The organism is Kribbella sp. NPDC050820, assembly GCF_040653975.1.
Lineage (GTDB): Bacteria > Actinomycetota > Actinomycetes > Propionibacteriales > Kribbellaceae > Kribbella.
Genome location: NZ_JBFAHB010000028.1, coordinates 1 through 18,467, shown reverse-complemented (window position 1 = coordinate 18,467; position 18,467 = coordinate 1). Strand labels below are relative to the sequence as shown.

General features: G+C 68.5%; 17 protein-coding genes. 8 read left to right on the top strand and 9 right to left on the bottom strand.

Features of this window, described 5'->3' with window-relative positions:
- The first annotated feature begins 77 nt into the window (after positions 1-77).
- The 4 genes from AB0H36_RS23475 to AB0H36_RS23460 all read left to right on the top strand — a co-directional run bounded on the left by AB0H36_RS23475 (position 78) and on the right by AB0H36_RS23460 (position 6,554).
- Positions 78-419: a DUF485 domain-containing protein gene (locus AB0H36_RS23475; protein ID WP_360527057.1), complete on the top strand. Its 342-nt coding sequence runs from the start codon at positions 78-80 to the stop codon at positions 417-419.
- A complete protein-coding gene (locus AB0H36_RS23470) occupies positions 416-2,068 on the top strand; it encodes a cation acetate symporter (RefSeq protein WP_360527054.1) in 1,653 nt (550 codons plus the stop codon). The genes AB0H36_RS23475 and AB0H36_RS23470 overlap by 4 nt, the downstream gene beginning before the upstream one ends.
- 223 nt (positions 2,069-2,291) lie before the next feature.
- Positions 2,292-5,897, top strand: a complete 3,606-nt coding sequence (locus tag AB0H36_RS23465) for a discoidin domain-containing protein (protein WP_360527051.1) — start codon at positions 2,292-2,294, stop codon at positions 5,895-5,897.
- Between the two features lie 264 nt (positions 5,898-6,161).
- Positions 6,162-6,554: a hypothetical protein gene (locus AB0H36_RS23460; protein ID WP_360527048.1), complete on the top strand. Its 393-nt coding sequence runs from the start codon at positions 6,162-6,164 to the stop codon at positions 6,552-6,554.
- Between the two features lie 207 nt (positions 6,555-6,761).
- On the opposite strand, the gene AB0H36_RS23455 is transcribed toward AB0H36_RS23460, so the two are convergent.
- On the bottom strand, positions 6,762-7,505 hold the full coding sequence (locus AB0H36_RS23455) for a winged helix-turn-helix domain-containing protein (RefSeq protein WP_360527044.1): 744 nt from the start codon (positions 7,503-7,505) through the stop codon (positions 6,762-6,764).
- 40 nt (positions 7,506-7,545) lie between these two features.
- Entirely contained in the window at positions 7,546-7,824 is a 279-nt protein-coding gene (locus AB0H36_RS23450) for a hypothetical protein (RefSeq protein WP_360527041.1), read from the bottom strand.
- A gap of 97 nt (positions 7,825-7,921) precedes the next feature.
- Here AB0H36_RS23450 and AB0H36_RS23445 point away from each other — a divergent pair, with 97 nt between their 5' ends.
- The gene (locus AB0H36_RS23445) at positions 7,922-8,836 is read left to right on the top strand and encodes a superoxide dismutase (protein WP_360527038.1); all 915 of its coding nucleotides are present in this window, start codon (positions 7,922-7,924) and stop codon (positions 8,834-8,836) included.
- 28 nt (positions 8,837-8,864) lie between these two features.
- On the opposite strand, the gene AB0H36_RS23440 is transcribed toward AB0H36_RS23445, so the two are convergent.
- The 5 genes from AB0H36_RS23440 to acs all read right to left on the bottom strand — a co-directional run bounded on the left by AB0H36_RS23440 (position 8,865) and on the right by acs (position 13,945).
- Positions 8,865-9,281, bottom strand: coding sequence for a MarR family transcriptional regulator (locus AB0H36_RS23440; protein WP_360527035.1), 417 nt, complete (start codon positions 9,279-9,281; stop codon positions 8,865-8,867).
- 125 nt (positions 9,282-9,406) lie between these two features.
- Entirely contained in the window at positions 9,407-9,847 is a 441-nt protein-coding gene (locus AB0H36_RS23435) for a hypothetical protein (RefSeq protein ID WP_360527032.1), read from the bottom strand.
- Between the two features lie 15 nt (positions 9,848-9,862).
- Positions 9,863-10,498 carry a DJ-1/PfpI family protein gene (locus tag AB0H36_RS23430; protein ID WP_360527029.1) on the bottom strand — a complete coding sequence of 212 codons (636 nt, stop codon included), beginning with the start codon at positions 10,496-10,498 and terminating at the stop codon, positions 9,863-9,865.
- Between the two features lie 14 nt (positions 10,499-10,512).
- A complete protein-coding gene (locus AB0H36_RS23425) occupies positions 10,513-11,475 on the bottom strand; it encodes a GlxA family transcriptional regulator (protein WP_360527026.1) in 963 nt (320 codons plus the stop codon).
- Between the two features lie 535 nt (positions 11,476-12,010).
- Complete coding sequence (gene acs / locus AB0H36_RS23420) at positions 12,011-13,945, bottom strand: acetate--CoA ligase (protein WP_360527264.1); 1,935 nt, start codon at positions 13,943-13,945, stop codon at positions 12,011-12,013.
- 248 nt (positions 13,946-14,193) lie between these two features.
- Here acs and AB0H36_RS23415 point away from each other — a divergent pair, with 248 nt between their 5' ends.
- Complete coding sequence (locus AB0H36_RS23415; protein ID WP_360527023.1) at positions 14,194-14,337, top strand: hypothetical protein; 144 nt, start codon at positions 14,194-14,196, stop codon at positions 14,335-14,337.
- Positions 14,338-14,339: 2 nt separating this feature from the next.
- On the opposite strand, the gene AB0H36_RS23410 is transcribed toward AB0H36_RS23415, so the two are convergent.
- A complete protein-coding gene (locus AB0H36_RS23410) occupies positions 14,340-14,786 on the bottom strand; it encodes a MarR family winged helix-turn-helix transcriptional regulator (protein ID WP_360527020.1) in 447 nt (148 codons plus the stop codon).
- 44 nt (positions 14,787-14,830) lie between these two features.
- Positions 14,831-15,184, bottom strand: coding sequence for a helix-turn-helix domain-containing protein (locus AB0H36_RS23405; RefSeq protein WP_360527017.1), 354 nt, complete (start codon positions 15,182-15,184; stop codon positions 14,831-14,833).
- A gap of 77 nt (positions 15,185-15,261) precedes the next feature.
- Between AB0H36_RS23405 and AB0H36_RS23400 the strand changes: the two genes are divergently transcribed.
- Both AB0H36_RS23400 and AB0H36_RS23395 read left to right on the top strand, forming a co-directional pair.
- Positions 15,262-15,858 carry an NAD(P)H-binding protein gene (locus tag AB0H36_RS23400; protein WP_360527014.1) on the top strand — a complete coding sequence of 199 codons (597 nt, stop codon included), beginning with the start codon at positions 15,262-15,264 and terminating at the stop codon, positions 15,856-15,858.
- A 78-nt stretch (positions 15,859-15,936) separates the two neighbouring features.
- Positions 15,937-18,351 (top strand): sialidase family protein, encoded by a 2,415-nt coding sequence (locus AB0H36_RS23395; protein WP_360527011.1) that lies wholly within the window; start codon positions 15,937-15,939, stop codon positions 18,349-18,351.
- Positions 18,352-18,467 lie beyond the last annotated feature (116 nt).

Below are 18,467 nucleotides of genomic sequence, written 5' to 3'. Positions count from 1 at the left end.
TTGCGGTAGGTCACAAATGCGCCACCAGCGGCTAACGTGCACGTGTTTGTGTCGAAGTACGAGGGGAACTCGAACTCATGGACGAGGATGTGGTACGCGAGCGGGACGCCCGCGCGTATGAGGCCGTACACGAAGCGGCCGACTTCACCGAGTTGAAGCGGCGCTACAAGAACTTCGTCGTGCCGTGGACCATCGCGTTCATGGCCTGGTACCTGGCCTACGTCGCCTGCAACAACTGGGCGCGCGACTTCATGGGCCAGCAGGTGGTGGGCCATGTCAACGTCGCGTTGATCTTCGGCCTGCTGCAGTTCGTCTCCACGTTCGTAATCGCGGCCCTGTACGGCCGGTTCGCGAACCGGAAGATGGATCCGCTCGCCAGCGGGCTGAACGCCAAGTACAAGAGGGAGCGCCGCCGATGAACGTCTTGAGCATTCCCTCGCTGGTCCCGCTTGCCGACGCCGAGCCGGGCAACCGGGTGCTGACCATCTCGCTGTTCACCGCGGTCGTCGCGGTGACGCTGTACATCACCTGGTGGGCGTCCCGGCAGAACAAGAGCGCGGCCGACTACTACGCCGGTGGACGCTCGTTCAGCGGCGCCCAGAACGGCCTCGCGGTCGCCGGTGACTACATGTCGGCGGCGTCCTTCCTCGGCATCTCCGGCTCGATCGCCCTCTTCGGGTACGACGGCTTCCTGTACTCGATCGGGTTCCTGGTGGCCTGGCTGGTGGCGCTGCTGCTGGTCGCCGAGCTGCTGCGGAACTCGGGCCGGTTCACGATGGCCGACCAGCTCGCCTTCCGGATGAAGCAGAAGCCGGTCCGGACCGCGGCCGCGACGTCGACGATCGTGGTGTCGATCTTCTACCTGCTGGCCCAGATGGTCGGCGCCGGCTCGCTCGTCGGGCTGCTGCTCGGGGTCAAGAGCGAAGGCCTGAAGGCCGGCGTGATCGTGCTCGTCGGCGCGCTGATGATCGTCTACGTGACGATCGGCGGCATGAAGGGCACCACCTGGGTGCAGATCGTCAAGGCCGTCCTGCTGATGTCCGGCACGATCGTCATCACCTTCCTGGTGCTGCTCAAGTTCGACTTCAACCTGTCGAACCTGCTCGGTGCCGCGGCGGAGAATTCCGGCAAGGGCGAGGCGTTCCTGCAGCCCGGCCTGCTCTACGGCAAGGACCTGGTCGGCCAGATCGACTTCCTGTCCCTCGGCCTCGCCCTGGTCCTCGGTACGGCGGGCCTGCCGCACATCCTGATTCGCTTCTACACCGTGCCGGACTCGCGGTCCGCGCGCCGCTCGGTGCAGTGGGCGATCGGCCTGATCGGCGCGTTCTACCTGATGACGCTGGCGCTCGGGTTCGGTGCGGCCGCACTGCTCGACACGTCCAAGGGGTCCGCGGTCGAGACATCGAAGGGCAATGTGGCGTCGCCGCTGCTGGCCGAGTCCGTCGGCGGTGGGGCCGACTCGCTCGGCGGCTCGATCCTGCTCGCGCTGATCGCGGCGGTCGCCTTCGCGACCATCCTCGCGGTGGTCGCCGGACTGACCCTGACCTCGGCCTCGTCGTTCGCGCACGACCTGTACGCGAACGTGATGGCCAAGGAGAAGCCGTCCGAGAAGGACGAGCTGCGGGTGGCCCGGATCGCGGCCCTCGTCATCGGCGCGGTCGCGATCGGGCTGGCGATCCCGGCGCAGCGGCTGAACATCGCGTTCCTGGTCGCGCTGGCCTTCGCGGTCGCGGCCTCGGCGAACCTGCCGGCGTTGCTGTTCAACCTGTTCTGGAAGCGGTTCAACACCGCCGGCGCGGTCTGGAGCATCTACGGCGGCCTGGTGTCGGCCGTCGTACTGGTCTTCTTCTCGCCGGTCGTGTCGGGGTCGCCGACGTCGATGATCACCGGGGCCGACTTCTCCTGGTTCCCGTTGTCGAACCCGGGCATCGTGTCGATCCCGCTCGGCTTCCTGTTCGGCGTGCTCGGCACGTTCCTCGGCAAGGACCGGTCCAGCGAAGCCCGCTACAACGAGCTGTCCGTCCGCGCCCTCACCGGCGCCGGCGCGGAGGGCCCGGCGAAGCACTGACAACCCCGCTGGCAGGTCCAGCGTTCGGCACTACAGAGTCGGCGGCGGTTCCCCGGGTTGATCCCGGGAAACCGCCGCCGACTGTTTTCCAGGCGTCGCGAACCGTTGACGCTGGGTTTGGGCTGCCGTAACAATGAGGCAGCCTCGCGCAAGAAATTGGCAACTCATCGCAAGTTTTGAACGTGCGCGTCGGCCACTCTCACCCGCCCACCCAGGAGAGGCCATGAGGCTTCCGCAGTCCCGACATTCAGCGGGGCGGGTACTCGCCGCTCTGCTGGCCGCCAGCCTCGCGCTGTCGGCCGGCCCGCTCGTCCGCGCGACACCGGCGGACTCCGCGACGGCCGCCGTACAGGCCGGACCCAACCTCGCCGCCGGCAAGAGCGCCTCGGCCAGCAGCGTCACCCAGACCTACGTCGCGTCGAACGTGTCCGACGGCAACCAGAGCACCTACTGGGAGAGCGCCAACAACGCCTTCCCACAGTGGGTGCAGGTGGACCTCGGCTCGACAGTCGCCACCAACCAGGTCGTGCTCAAGCTGCCGACCGCGAACTGGGACGCGCGAACCCAGACCCTCGCCGTCCAGGGCAGCACCGACGGGCAGAACTTCACCGACCTCTCCGCCTCCGCGCCCCGCGCGTTCAACCCGCCGGGCAACACCGTGACGATCGACTACGGCACCGCGACCACGCGGTACGTGCGGATCCGGATCACCGCGAACACCGGCTGGCCGGCCGGGCAGCTGTCCGAGCTCGAGGTCTACGGACCCGCGACCGGCGACACCCAGGCTCCCACCGCCCCGGGCAGCCTGGCCTTCACCGAGCCCGCCGCCGGCCAGATCCGGCTGACCTGGGCCGCGTCGAGCGACAACGTCGGCGTCACCGGGTACGACGTCTACGCCAACGGCGAGCTGCGGACCAGCCTGGCCGGTAACGTCCTCACCTACACCGACAACCAGCCGGCCAGCGTGTCGGTCTCGTACTTCGTCCGCGCGAAAGATGCCGCTGGCAACCAGTCGGCGAACAGCAACACGGTTACCCGTGGCGGCAGCTCTGGTCCGGGCAGCAACCTCGCCCTCGGCAAACCGATCACCGCGTCCGGGGCCGTGCACACCTTCGTCGCGACCAACGCCAATGACGACGACGTGACGACGTACTGGGAGGGCAACGCCAACCCGGCGACACTCACGACCGCGCTCGGCGCGAACGCGGATCTCAACTCGGTCGTCATCCGGCTGAACCCGGATCCGGTCTGGGGCGCACGGACGCAGACGTTGTCCATTCTCGGCCGGGAGCAGGGGGCGTCGACCTTCACGACGATCGTGCCGAGTGCGTCGTACGACTTCGCTCCGGGTAGCGGGAACAGCGTGACGATCCCGGTCAGCGCGCGGGTGGCCGACGTACGGCTGAACTTCACCGCCAACACCGGCGCACCGGCCGGGCAGGTCGCCGAGTTCCAGGTGATGGGCGTGCCGGCGCCGAACCCGGACCTCACGGTGTCCGGCGTCTCCTGGACGCCCACCTCGCCCGTGGAGACGGATGCGATCACCGTGCGGGCGACGGTTGGCAACTCCGGTACGGCGGGATCCGCGGCGACCGAGGTGAACTTCTACCTCGGCCAGACCAAGGTCGGTACGGCGGCCGTCGGAGCACTCGCGGCCGGAGCGTCGGCCACGGTCAGCGCCTCGCTCGGCACGCGAGACGCCGGAAGCTACGCGTTGAGCGCGAAGGTCGACGAGTCGAACACGATCATCGAGCAGAACGACGCGAACAACACCGCGAACGCGGCCGGTCCGCTGGTGGTCACCCCGGTCGCGAGCTCCGACCTGGTGGCGGCAGCGGTCAACTGGACGCCGAACAACCCGTCGGCGGGGAACAGCGTCGCCTTCTCTGTCGCTCTGAAGAACCAGGGCAGTGTGGCGTCGGCGTCCGCTGCGCACGGCATCACGCTGACGATCCTGAACGGCAGCACGGTCGTGGCGACGCTGACCGGGTCGCACAACGGCGCAATCGCGGCCGGTGCGACGACGTCGGCGGTTGCGTTGGGCAACTGGACGGCGGCCAATGGTCGCTACTCGGTGCGCGTCGTACTGGCGGACGACGCCAACGAGTTGCCGGTGAAGCGGGCGAACAACACCAGCGAGCGGCCGTTCTTCGTGGGCCGTGGAGCGAACATGCCGTACGACCATCTGGAGGCTGAGGACGCCTCCGTCGGTGGCGGTGCGGTCGTGGTCGGGCCGAACCGGACGATCGGCGACCTGGCCGGCGAGGCGTCCGGCCGGCGGGCGGTCACGTTGAACTCGAACGGCTCGTACGTCGAGTTCACCACCCGGGCACGGACCAACACGCTCGTCACCCGGTTCTCCATCCCGGACGCGGCCGGTGGCGGCGGGATCAACTCGACCGTGAACGTGTACGTGAACGGCACCTTCCACAAGGCGTTGCCGCTGACCTCGCGGTACGCCTGGCTGTACGGCGCGGAGGCGAGCCCGAACAACTCGCCCGGCTCCGGACCGGCCCGGCACATCTACGACGAAGCTCAGTTGATGCTCGACGCCAGCTACCCGGCGGGTACGACTATCAAGCTGCAGAAGGATCCGGCGAACAGTACGACGTACACGTTCGACTTCATCGACACCGAGGAGGTCGCGCCGGTCGCCAACCCGGGCACGGGATACGTGACGCCGGCCGGGTTCACGCACCAGGACGTGCAGAACGCGCTCGACCAGGTGCGGCAGAACAGCGCGCTGCAGGGTGTGTACCTGCCGCCGGGTGACTACCAGACGTCGTCGAAGTTCCAGGTGTACGGCAAGGCGGTCCGGGTGGTCGGAGCCGGGCCTTGGTACACGCGGTTCCATGCTCCGGCCGGACAGGACAACACCGATGTCGGGTTCCGGAGCGAGGCGTCGGCGAACGGGTCGACGTTCACGGGGTTCGCGTACTTCGGCAACTACACGTCCCGGATCGACGGGCCGGGGAAGGTGTTCGACTTCGCCAACACCGCGAACATGACGATCGACAACATCTGGGTCGAGCACATGGTCTGCCTGTACTGGGGCGCGAACACCGACTCGTCGACGATCCGGAACTCGCGGATCCGGAACATGTTTGCCGACGGCATCAACATGACGAACGGGTCGGGCGGCAACCTGGTCAGCAACAACGACGCCCGGGCCACCGGTGACGACAGTTTCGCGCTCTTCAACGCCACCGACTCCGGCGGCGGCGAGGTCCGCGACAACGTGTTCGAGAACCTGACCGCGACGCTGACGTGGCGGGCGGCCGGGTTCGCGGTGTACGGCGGGACGAACAACGTGTTCCGGAACCTGTACGCCGCGGACATGCTCACCTATCCGGGGGTGACGATCTCGTCGCTGGACTTCGGAATCCCGATGAACGGTTTCGGCGCGACGCCGCCGACCCGGTTCGAGAATGTCAGCCTGGTGCGCGCGGGCGGGCATTTCTGGGGTAATCAGACATTCCCCGCGTTGTGGATCTACTCGGCCACGAAGATCTTCCAGGGAATTCGGGTGAATGATCTGGACATCGTCGATCCGACGTACTCCGGAATCATGTTCCAAACCGACTATGTGGGCGGGCAGCCGCTGTTCCCGGTGGCGGACACGGTCTTCACCAACACGACCATCTCAGGAGCCCAGAAGTCCGGCGACGCCTTCGACGCCAAGTCCGGCTACGGCATCTGGGCCAACGAACTCCCCGAACCAGGCGAAGGCCCCGCCCGAGGCACCGCCACCTTCACCAACCTGACCCTCACCAACAACCACACCAACATCCACAACCCCACCACAACCTTCACCCTCACCCAGAACTGACCTCACTCAGGGGCCGCCAGAGCATCCTCACGGCGGCCCCTGACCGAGGACGCCAACCCAGCTCGTCCACCGTCCGGTGAGCTGCCGGGCCAACTTCCAAGGGATTCTTATCCCGAGGCCTCACAAACGTAGCGGGTTTCCAGAGGCATTGTCTGCCGCTTTCGCGATCTGCCCCGAGCTGCCCCACGATGCCCCGGTGTTACAGCGGTTTCCCCGCCTGCCCACGTGCCAAGGTCGAACCTTGCCACTCAACAGGGCGGGGAAATGCCGATCCACGTGTTCGTCGACGAAACCAAGTCCCGAGGATTCCTGATGGCCGCCGCACGGTGCCCGTCAGACGATGTCGCCGTGAACCGCAAGGCACTACGCGCGCTTCTGCTGCCTGGGCAGGAGCGACTGCATTTCCGGCACGAGAGCGATCGGCGCCGGAAGAAGATCCTCAGCGCAATCACCGACTTCCACCTGCTGGTGGACATCTACCGAGCCGAGCGGAACGACCACGGTGCTCGCCGTGCGTGCCTCGAAGCCATCGTTCGGGACAGCGCAGCGTCCGCCGAGCGCCTTGTGTTCGAGCGTGAGGAGTCGACGTTCGACCACGACTGGCGGTGCCTACGAGAGGCTGCGCACCGCTTCGGCTGCCACGAGACTCTCCGCTAGGACGTGCTGGTCGCCAAGGCGGATCCGTTGCTGTGGGTGCCGGATGCGGTGGCGTGGAGTTGGATGCGAGGTGGCGCGTGGCGGCGCGCGGTTGCGCCGTTCTGCCAGATGCAAGAGCTCTGAACAGCGCGAGACCCGGCTCGTCCACCGTCCGGAGGGCTGCCGGGTCCACTTCCGAGGGACTCTTGTCCCCCGGCAAGACCAACGTTACCGGTTGTCGGCAGTGATTGCTGGCGTTTTGGGGATCTGCCCCGTGATGCCCCGGGTTGCCCCGGTTAGCAGGTGGTGGGCGGTGGGGGTTTGGGAGTGGAGGGCGGTGCCGTTGGTTCGGTGGGTGGTGATCAGGCCGGCGTTGCGGAGAATTCGGGTGTGGTCTGAGGTGCTGGGCAGGGAGATGCCGGTGCGGCGGGAGAGTTGGGTGGTGGTGGCTGAATGCGTCAGGGCTCGGAGGACGGTGGCTCGGGTTCGGCCCAGGAGGTCGGCGAGGGCGTCGGTGTCGGGGAGGTCGTCCGTCGCGTGGTCGGCGCAGGGGTAGACGAGGACCGGGCGGCGATCAGGTGCGTCTAGGGCCAGGCACTCGGCGGTCAGGGGTGACGGGTAGAGCTGCAGGCCGCGGCCGTTCAGGTGGATGTCGAGCACTGGACCGGCGGTGAGGCCGTAGGTGGTCAGGATCGGAGTGGACCACTCGACGTCGGGGTGGAGTGACTCGAGCAGAGCGTCGACCCCGCCGTGCAGCAGCGTGCGCGATCTGAGGGCGAGGTCCGCGGCGTACCGGAATTCGAGTTCGCTCGACGACGGCGCGAGTACTTCGGTGTGAAAGTCGCGTACGGCGTTGCCGAGCGCCCGCCGTGATCCGGCCCGGCCCGCGAGCAGGCCTGCCATGAACTCGTCGACCTCCGGCGGAAGCCACGGCGCCAGCTCGTCGTGAACGACGGAAGCCGGCGTGTTCATCAGCGTCTCGACGGCCGGCTCGAGACCCGGCGCCGGCACCTCAGGCGTGAGGAAGTCGGGGAACTGCCCAGCCGGAGCGATCAGCTTGAAGAGCGCGCATCGACGGCCGGAGCCGCCGGCCCGCCTCGCGCCGCCAGCGCCGAGCGACCGGCGGCACCGCCAGGTCTCCGACGACCCGATCGCCGAGCGCGCGACCGCCCGACCCCAACGCCCGCGCGCGCAGCGCCCGAGCCGCGAGCGCTGCTTCCCACAGCGGCTCCGGGTCGGCCGGAAACGTCACCCGGCCGAGGTCCGCCGCGGTGAAGTGGATCCGGATCATCCACCGATTGTGCCCAGCCGGGGGCCACCACGCCGACCTCTTCGGTTCTGACCGAATCCGGTCGCCGCTCCCACGCCGCAAACCGCAGTCTGACCCGATGAAGCTCCTGGCAGCCCTCACGGTCCTCGCCCTCGCCGCGTCCACCCAGCCCGCCGCCGCCCACGCCGTACCTCAACGCCCGACCGAGTACGTCGTCTCCACCACGCCCGGTGAGACGCTCGAAGGCATCGAGGTCACCCGCGACGGCATGATCTACGTGACCAGCGTCGGCACCGGCGCCGTGTACCGCGGCAGCACCCGCAACCCCCGCCTCAAGCCCTTCCTCCCCGCAGGCAAGGACGGCCGGACCTCCGCCACCGGCGTCCACGTCGACCGCTGGGGTCGCGTCCTCGTCGCCGGTGCGAGCACCTCCAAGCTCTTCCTGTACGACGCGACCGGCAAACTCCTCGCCGTACGCAAGGCCGCAGACGGCTCGTTCCTCAACGACTTCACGTTCGCCGGCGACGCGGTCTACGTCACCGACTCGGCCCACAACCAGATCTGGCGCGCCCCGCTCACCCGCCACGGCTTGGGCGAGCTCGAGCCCTGGCTCACCCGCGACAAGATCCAGCCCACGCCGTACTTCCTCAACGGCATCGTCACCGACGGAAAGACCCTCCTGGTCGGCGAGCAGGGCCAGGACGTCACCTACCGCATCGACCTCCACACGAAGCAGGTCAGCACGCTGGAAGTCAGCAACGGCATCCTGTCCGGCGACGGCTACCTGCTCGAGGGGCACCGCCTGTACGCCGTCTACAACGCCGGCGGAGGCAAGTACGTCGCGAGGCTCGCCGTACTCGACCGAGACCTGACCAAGGCCACCATCGTCGCCGACTCGGAGCCCGGAGCACCTGGCGCGACCCCGACCACCATTGCCCGCGACCGCGGTCGGTTGCTCTGGGTCAACAGCCAACTGGATGTCGCTCCGGGCATTCCGCCGTACACGGTGTCCGTCGTACCAGGACTGCGGTAGATGGACGCTGAGGAACGGAACCGCTGAGTCAGAGGTCGTCGGCGATGCGGGCGAGGACGACGCCGGCGCGGAGCACCAGGTCGCGGTCGGCGTCGTCGAGGCGGCGGAGCAGCTTGCCGAGCTCGTCGGCGGCCTGCCGTCCGGAGGCCTCGACCATCTCCGCGCCGGCCTTCGTGAGCACGACCGCGGTCGCGCGGCCGTCGACCGGGTCCTGCTCACGGCGGACCAGGCCCGCGTCCTCCAGAGCGGCGACCGTGGTGGTCGCGGTCGGCTGTGAGCACGGAACGCGGGTCGCGATCTCGCCGATCCGGATCGGTTGCTCGTCGGCGATCAGCATCAGCGCGAGGAACTGGGTCGGGTGCAGGACCGTGGTGGTACGACTCCGGCGCAGGTGCCGGACGATCCGGTGCATGCTGACCAGGAGTTGCAGAGTCTCATGTGCCATCGCGATCACCTCCTCCGAAGGAAGCGCCATCCTGGCACACGTCCGACCGATCTCCTAGGTCCGGCCTGCCAATCCGGCGCCGTAGCGAGCAGACGTGACGACGACGGATGTGTCCGTGACGAAGGTCAGGTGTGTACGGCGAGGACTCCGAGGGCGAACGCGGTCCCGGTGAGGACGAGCATGGTGCCGGCCAGTTGCACGAGGCGGCGCTGGAGGGTGGGCAGTTCGGCGGCGGTGGCGAAGACCCGACGCGGCCAGTGGCGCCAGGAGACGTACCAGAAGATCACGCTCGCGACGAGCAGCAGAACGCCTTTCAGCGCGTGGATCCACCACTGTTCCTGCTCGAGCGCGAGAAGCAGACCGCCGGTGGCTGCGATCGCCGCGATCAGCCCGACCACCTTCCACCGGTTGCCTGAGGCAATCACCGTGGTCAGCGCCTCGCGGGCATCCGCGTCCGGCCCGAAGTACTTCGCCAGCTTCGGCCGCACCACGAACAGCGAGTAGGCCATCCCACCCACCCAAGCCGCCGCCAGCCCCGCATGCACGATCGCGACGACAGAAGTCATGCCCGGCAGCCTAGATCACCGCCACTGCGCGACGAGACCGTCCATCATGTCCTTGATGTGCTGCGGTGCCTTGGAAGGCGAGCCGGTGTCGTACGGCGGCTGCGGGTCGTACTCGAGCCGGAGCTGGGCAGCCTGCGCGTCTTCTGGCCGGGTCAGCTTCGCGACGACCTCGAGTGCCAGGTCGATTCCGGCCGAGACCCCGGCGCCGGTGACGATCTTGTCCTGGAACACCACGCGTTGCTCTGTGGGCTCCGCGCCGTACTTGCGGAGTTCGTCGTACGCGACCCAGTGGGTGGTTGCTCGCAGCCCGCGTAGCAGGCCTGCCGCCCCGAGCAACAGGGCGCCTGTGCAGACAGAGGTCGTGTAGGTGGTGTGCTCGTGGGCCGAGCGGATCCAGTCGACGATCGGATCGCCTTCGCGTGCCATCTGGCGGGTGATGTTGCCGCCCGGGACCAGGAGTACGTCGGGAGTCGGCACGTCGTCGAAGGTGTGCTCGATGTCGAAGTGCAACCGGCCACCGGCGTCGCTGAGCCGGCCGCGTTGCGCCGCGCACACGACAACGTCGGCGCCGGGCATCGCGCCGAAGACCTGGTACGGGCCGATGGCGTCCAGGATGGTGACCTTGGGGAAGAGGGCGATGGCTATCTGCATGACTGACTCCTCGGTCAGTGGGGGCGGTTGTCGTAGGCGGTGCGGAAGCGGTCGCGGTAGTCGGACGGGGCGATGCCGACGATCCGGTGGAACGAGCGGCGGAGGGTCTCGGCGGTGCCGAACCCGTACCGGCGGGCGATGCTCTCGACCGAGTCGTCGAGCTCCGCGAGGGCACGTTGCGCAGCCTCGATCCGGGCGCGCTCGACGTACAGGGCCGGAGGTACGCCGATCTCCTGGGTGAACCGTCGTTGCAGGTGACGCGGGCTCAACCCCGCCACGTCCGCGAGGTCGGCGATGCTGTGGCGACCGCCGGGGTCGGTGTGGATGGCGTCGACGACCTTGCGCAGTACGTCGCTCGACGGCTGGGTGGACCAGAGCGGCAGGCTGAACTGCGACTGGCTTCCGGGGCGGCGCAGGTACAGAACGAGATCGCGCGCGACCTCGAGCGCCGCGTCCCGCCCGAGATCGGCCTCGACGAGCGCGAGCGCCAGATCCATCCCGGCGGTCACGCCGGCGGAGGTCCACAGCTCGCCGTCCCGGATGAAGATCGGGTCGGGGTCCACGTCGACCGCCGGATACTCACGGGCCAGCTTCGCCGCCTCACTCCAGTGCGTGGTGACGCGGCGGCCGTTCAGCGACCCCGCTTCGGCGAGCAGGAACGCGCCGCTACAGACCGACGTCACCCGCGTCGCGTCGGCGGTCGCGGCCGCGATCCATTCGACGAGACGCTGGTCCTGGCAGGCATCGTGCACACCGCTTCCCCCGACGACGACCAGCGTGCCGACGGTTTGCGGGTCGACGTCCGCGATCCCGAGGTCGGCGAGCACCGGCAGCCCCATGTTCGACCGCACAGGACCGGGCTCCGACGCCACGATCACACACTCGTACCCGGCCTCGGCGAACACGTCATACGGCCCCACCAGGTCGAGCGTCTGATACCCGTCGAAGATGACGAACGTCACCACTCCAGGTCCCATACCTCCACCTTGCGCCCGCTTGGCGATGACGTCCACGCCACACACCCCACAAATCACGCCATGGTTGCCACAGGCAAAAGCACATGCGGTACGACGGTGCGCCCACGCGGTCGGACCAATCCAGAAATGTGAGCAGGTACGACGCGAGCACTCACACAAACCGCATCCCCGCATGTCCCGGCCGACAACCCGCCGGACGCCGCCGGCAGCCACGTGACTGGTTGAGGCGAGCCCCCAGACGACCGCACCACCGCAGTTCCCGGGCGGAGCCCGGAGATCGTGAATGACAGCACGCAAGACCTAGGCGAAAGCCCAGCAGTTCCCGGGCGACAGCCCGGCGGTCGCGGGCGATAGCCCGGAGGTTGCGGGCGGCAGCCCGCTGGGGGCGGCGGTAGCCGGCAGAGCCAAGGGTGGGTGGGAGCGGGCGTAGCGGGGGCGACGAAGGAGCTCCTGCGTAGCACGCGTGGGATAGACACGCGTAGCAGATGCGTGAGCCCCCGGGAGACAGTCCCCGGGGGCTCACGTGCTGGAGAGATCAGTCCTCGTCGGCCTTGCCGGATTCCAGGTTGGACTTGATCAGGTCCATGACGGTGGAGTCGGCGAGGGTGGTGACGTCGCCTACCTCGCGGTTTTCGGCGACGTCGCGGAGGAGCCGGCGCATGATCTTGCCGGAGCGGGTCTTCGGGAGCTCGGCGACGACCATGATCTGGCGCGGCTTGGCGATCGGGCCGATTTCCTTGGCGACGTGGTTGCGGAGCTCCTGGACGACATCCGGTCCGCCGTCGCCGGCCTCGGAGCGCAGGATCACGAAGGCGGCGATCGCCTGGCCCGTGGTCGGGTCCGAGGCGCCGACGACCGCGGCTTCGGCGACCTTCGGGTGCGAGACGAGCGCGGACTCGATCTCGGTGGTGGACAGCCGGTGGCCGGACACGTTCATCACGTCGTCGACCCGGCCGAGCAGCCACAGGTCGCCGTCCTCGTCCTTCTTGGCGCCGTCGCCGGCGAAGTACACGCCCGGCCAGCGGGACCAGTAGGTGTCGACGAACCGCTGGTCGTCGCCCCACAGCGTGCGCAGCATCGCCGGCCACGGCTTCGTGATCACGAGGTAACCACCCGAGCCGTCCGGCACCGAGTTGCCCGCGTCGTCGACGACGTCGACGCTGACTCCCGGGATCGCCTTCATCGCGGCGCCGGGCTTGCCCGCGGTCACGCCGGGCAGTGGCGAGATCATGTGCATGCCGGTCTCGGTCTGCCACCAGGTGTCGACGACCGGCGCGTTGTTGCCGCCGATGTTCTCCCGGTACCAGACGTACGCCTCCGGGTTGATCGGCTCGCCGACCGACCCGATGACGCGCAGCGAGGACAGGTCGAACTTGGCCGGGATGTCCGCGCCCCACTTCATGAAGGTCCGGATCGCGGTCGGCGCGCAGTACAGGATCGACACCTTGTACTTCTGCACGATCTCCCACCAGCGGCCCTGGTGCGGCGTGTCCGGGGTGCCTTCGTACAGGACGGAGGTGGTCGCGTTCGCGAGGGCGCCGTACACGATGTAGCTGTGGCCGGTGACCCAGCCGATGTCGGCGGCGGTCCAGTAGACGTCCGTGTCGGCCTTGAGGTCGAACACCCCCCACTGGGAGTACGCCGTCCCGACGAGGTAGCCGCCGGTGGTGTGCAGGATGCCCTTCGGCTTGCCCGTCGTACCGGAGGTGTACATCACGTACAGCGGGTGCTCGGCATCGAACGCCTCCGGAGTGTGCTCGGCCGACTGCTTGCCGACGAAGTCGTCCCACCACAGGTCGCGGCCCTCGACGATGGTGGTGTCCTGCCCGGTACGGCGGACCACCAGGACGTTCCGTACGTCGGGGCACTCCTCGAGCGCAGCGTCGACGGCCGGCTTCAGCGCGGCCGGGGCGCCACGGCGGTAGCCGCCGTCGGAGGTGATCACGACGCGCGCGTCGCAGTCCTGGATCCGGCCCTTGAGCGCGTCCGCGGAGAAGCCGCCGAACACGACCGTGTGCGGGGCGCCGACCCGGGCGCAGGCGAGCATCGCGACCACGGTCTCGGGGATCATCGGCATGTAGATCGCGACCCGGTCGCCGGCCTGGACGCCGAGCTCGAGCAGCGCGTTGGCCGCCTTGCTCACCTCGTCCTTGAGCTGGGCGTAGGTGATCTCGCGGGTGTCCCCCGGCTCACCTTCGAAGTAGTAGGCGATCTTGTCGCCGAGGCCGTTCTCGACGTGCCGGTCGACGCAGTTGTAGGCCGCGTTCAGCTTGCCGTCGGCGTACCACTTCGCGAACGGCGGGTTGCTCCAGTCCAGCGTCTGGGTCGGCTCGACCGCCCAGGTCAGCCGCTTGGCCTGCTCGGCCCAGAACCCCTCGAAGTCGGCCGCGGCCTGCTCGTAGGCGTCGGCCTTGAGGTTGGCGTTCGCGGCCAGGTCGGCGGGCGGCTCGAACCTGCGCTCCTCGTGCATCAGGTTCGACAGGGCCTCGGATTGGGGTGACTCTGCATTCGTCACGTCGCGGACTCCTCCTCGCTAGCTTCGGCGCGCTGGAGCGCCCGGTCCCCTTTCTACCAATGCGGCCCGCGGCGCGGAACCGCCGTATCGCCCAGCAGCACCCGATCTGCGCTCAACAGAGCGGATTTTCGGCCGAACGGCACATTTCCACCGTACGACGGAACCGATCGGCCCGGCCGTGCATCGGTAGAGATGTGAACGCGATGCAGACGGGTCAGCAGCCGGCCGAGACGGCGGACCACTCCCGGCGGAAGATCTCCCGGGCGGCGAAGCGGCGCGTCCATGCCCGCGAGTACCGCGTCCGCCGTACCCAGAAGGCTGTGCGGGCTCAGCTGCCGGTCTGGTGACCTCAGTCGCCGGCCTGGTGGTGGGCCAGGAGGCGGGTGAGGAGGGTGGTCAGGCGGGCCCGGTCGGTGGGGGTGAGCGGGGCGAAGATCTCGTCCTGGGCCTGGGCGACCAGGGTCGTGAGGCGCTTGTGCTGGCGGCGGCCCGCGGCCGTCAGGGTGATCACGTTGCGGCGGGCGTCCGCCGGGTCCGGTGTGCGGTCGACGTACCCACCGGCGGTCAGCTCGTTGAGAGCGGCAACCACGTCGCTGCGGTCGATGCCGGTGTGCCGGCTGAGCGTGGCCTGACTGGCCGGGCCGAACTCGACCAGGGTCGCCAGCAGGCGGAAGTGGTATCCCCGCGCGCCGGCCTTGGCGAAGGCCTCGCTCACGATCCGGCCCGCGTGCGCCGCGCTCTGGGTCAGCAGCCAGCTGGGGGTCTGCATCAGTACGGTCGGCGTCTGCTTGTCCACGATCGGCAGTCTACCGTTGGCCGAACCTACGATTCCGGCCGGTACTACGCGTCGCGGGCGTCCAGGAGCTCGTCCCAGTGGTCGGTCGCCCAGTCGCACATCAGCCGCATCGGCTCGAGCAGGCTGCGGCCGAGGTCGGTGAGCTCGTACGTGACTCGTCGTACCGGTTCGTCGTACTGCGTCCGTCGTACGAAGCCGTCGCGTTCCAGGTTGCGGAGGGTCTGGGTCAGCACCTTGGGCGTCACCCGCGCCAACGGGACGCGCAGCTCGGAGAACCGGCGCGGGCCGTCCTCCAGGCAGGCGATCACCAGGGCAGCCCACTTGTCCCCACCGATCCGGAACGGCAGCAACGACGACGGGCAGATCTCCTCGAACATGTCCGCCCGCAGCGCCTCCATGCCCTGGAGCGTAGTACCCAACTGGTAACCAGGCCTCCTCCTACGGTCGCTCCGTCAGCGAAACCGAGGAGGTTGCAATGGGCAAGATTCTGGTCATCGGCGCTCGCGGGCGCGCCGGACGCGCCGCCGTCGAGGAGGCCCGCCGCCGCGGCCATGAGGTGACTGCGGTCGCGCGTACGACGGAAGGCGGTGTCGACCTGGTCGCGGGAGACGTGACGGACGCGGGCCGGATCGCCGAGCTTGCTGCCGGTCACGACGCCGTCATCGCGGCGGTGTACGACGGGGGCGCCGATCCGGCCGTGTTCTTCCCCAAGGCCGCGCAGGCGTTGATCGACGGACTGCGGGACACGCGGCTGATCTGGGTCGGTCTGGCGTCGATCCTGCCGGGGCCGGACGGTGTGCCGCTGATGGACAGTGGCGGCTGTCCACAGGAGTACCGCTCGTTCTTCCTCGCGCATCAGGCCGCGCTCGACACCTTCGCCGCGTCCACGCTCGACTGGGTCTCGGTTGCTCCGGCCGGCGACTTCAACCACGCCGATCCGCGCCGTACCGGGACCTATCGCTTCGCGCCTGGCGATCCGGCGGCCTTGACGTCGTACGCCGACTTCGCGATCGCGCTCGTGGACGAGTACGACCGTCCGACGCACCACCGCGAGGCCGTCGGAGTCTGGTGAGTGAACTCGCCGCGGAGTTATCCACAGACGGCCTTTCGGCCCCCGCGCCCGCACCGAAGTCTCCGTAGACTTCAGGGCATGAGACGCGTCCAGTTCGTTGCCCTCGGCATACTTGTCGCCTGTGCTCTGGCCGCGGGGTGCACGCGTTCGGAGAAAGACTCGCGAGCCGACGAGACGACTGCGCACCCGGGGGACTTCGGGCCGCCCTCCGAGGCGCAGGCAGCAGACAAGGCCTACCCGCCGGGCGACCGAACACCACAAGCCCTCCGAGCTGTCGCCGCGCGAGGCAAGCAGGTCGTGGCCGTCGGCTCCGACCAATCGTCCAACGTCCGTAAGCCGCTGTTCCTGAGCAGCGACGACGGCGGCACGACCTGGCACCGGCGCCAGTTGGACGAGGAATCGGTCGAGCGATCGGGAACCTCAGAGGGGGCGACCGGCGTTGCCGCCGGCCCGTCCGGTTTCGTCGTGACCGGGAACACGGACGAAGGTCCGGTGGTCTGGACAAGCGGTGACGGTGTGAGTTGGCGGCGCCTACCGGACGACCGGAAGGTGTTCGCGGTGACGGATTCCGTTTCCGCGGTCACCAGTGGGCGACGAGGCTTCGCGATGGTGGGGACGAATTCCGTCGGTTCGGCGGGAAGCCCGAATCAATTGGTGTACTGGTCATCCGCCGATGGAAGTTCGTGGCAGCGCAGGCTCGGACCCGCGATCGGATTGAAGCCCACCGTGGCGGGTTCCGTGTCTGCCGCCGGCGTCGCATCGCAAGGGTCCGCCATCGTGGTCAGCGGAGGTGTGTCGACCCCGGATGACCCGAAGCAGAGCGATCGGCTCCAGTTCTGGTCGTCCATGGATGGCGGCAACAGCTTCCGCGCCTCGGCCGTCAAGGGCGACATTGCCAGTCACTATCGCGTCTACAACAACGTCCTGACCGTCGGGGACGGCAAGTTCGTCGCACTGGCACAAGGCGGCGGTTTCGACGAGGTGGACGACAGTTCGTGGGACGGCGTCGTCCTCGAGGGCGGCCCGAGCGGCAGTTCCTGGCAGGTCGTAGCCAAGCCGTGGATTCTCGGATCCAACTACGACGACATCCCGTCGACACTGTCCAAGGCAGCCAAGGACTGGGTCGCAGCCAGCCAGATGACAACCGGCACGGAAGACCTCACGATCGCCGCGGGACCTAGCTGGCGGCAACTCGCGGACCGGACGGACGCCGGCACTCAGCGCGGGCGCGGAGACCAGTTCGTCGCGGGATCCGCAGCCATCGGGGACGACGTCGTATTGGTCGGCTCGAACAATCGCAGCGGGACGAGCGAGGCCGCCGTCTGGCTGTACCACGACGAGTCGGTCCGCCAGGTCGCGCTCCCGGCCGAGGCGTCGGGCGGACGGCCGTCGACGTGGATCACGGGCATCCGCCAAGCCGGTACCGAACTTGTGGCCGTCGGTGATGTGTCTGACGCACCTACCGCCTGGACCAGGTCGGGCTCGGACTGGCACGCCATGACACTTCCGGGACGCACGAACGGCGTCGGCGTCAGTTCGGCCGCAGTAACTGGCACGGCGGACGGCCGCGTGGTTGCCGTCGGTGAGAAGAATCTCGCCATCGGCAGCCGAGCGACCGTGTGGATCCGGGCAACGAACGGCACGTGGGCCGAGGTCGACGCACCAGCGTTCGGGGTGCAGGCCAGATCGCCGTACGGCGGTCCGACACCTCGTGCCGTCGCCGTCGGGCGAGGCGGATGGGTGATCGTCGGCGACCGGCACGACGGAGACGGGCACTTCGACCCCTGGGTGGTGCATTCGACGGACGGCAGGACCTGGACCGATGCACAGGGCGGTCGTCAGCTACCAGCTTCTTCGGCCTCGGATCCAGACACCCGTCGGACGCCGTGGCAGAACCTGCGCAGCGTCAGCAGCGGTGCAGCGTGGATGAACGCCGTTCTTCCGGTTGGAAAGGGGTTCGTCGCTGCCGGCGACCCGGGCGACAGCACTGCCGCGGTCTGGCTGTCATCGAACGGCGTCGCCTGGAGCGCGCCGATCCGGCTGCCCAACCCCAGAGGCGTTCATGACACCGATCTGGCAGCACTCAGTCAGGTCGATCAGACGCTGGTCGCCGTCGGGCGTACGACGCGACACGACGGTGACACGTCAGGAGGATGGACGAGCTGGACATCAGATGACAGTGGAAAGACCTGGCAAGCGAGTCCGGTCGTGGCGCCGACCGGCGCCACCGCAGTGACGCTCGTCGCGGTGCCGGAAGGTCTCCTGGCGCTGGGGAATCAGGGCGAAGGTGACGAACTCGATGCCGCTGCCTGGTTCACTCGGGACGGACGGTCGTGGCGGCTGCTTGGTCTGCCCGGCGACCGGGTTCGTGGCCTGGGGCGGCAGAGCCTCGAGGCGGGTGTCGTCCACAACGGCAAGGTGCTTGTCACCGCGTCAGACGTTCCACCGGTCGGTGGAGGCTACTACACGTTCGAGCTCGACCTGCCGAAGTGAGCATCCGACGACGAAAGTGGTCTAGGAGGGCGCTGAATTAGGGCGGGTTCTGGGGTTGGTCGCTGTGTGGGCTGTAGCGCGGATGCTGTCGGGGCGGGTGCGTGTGAAGGCTGGCC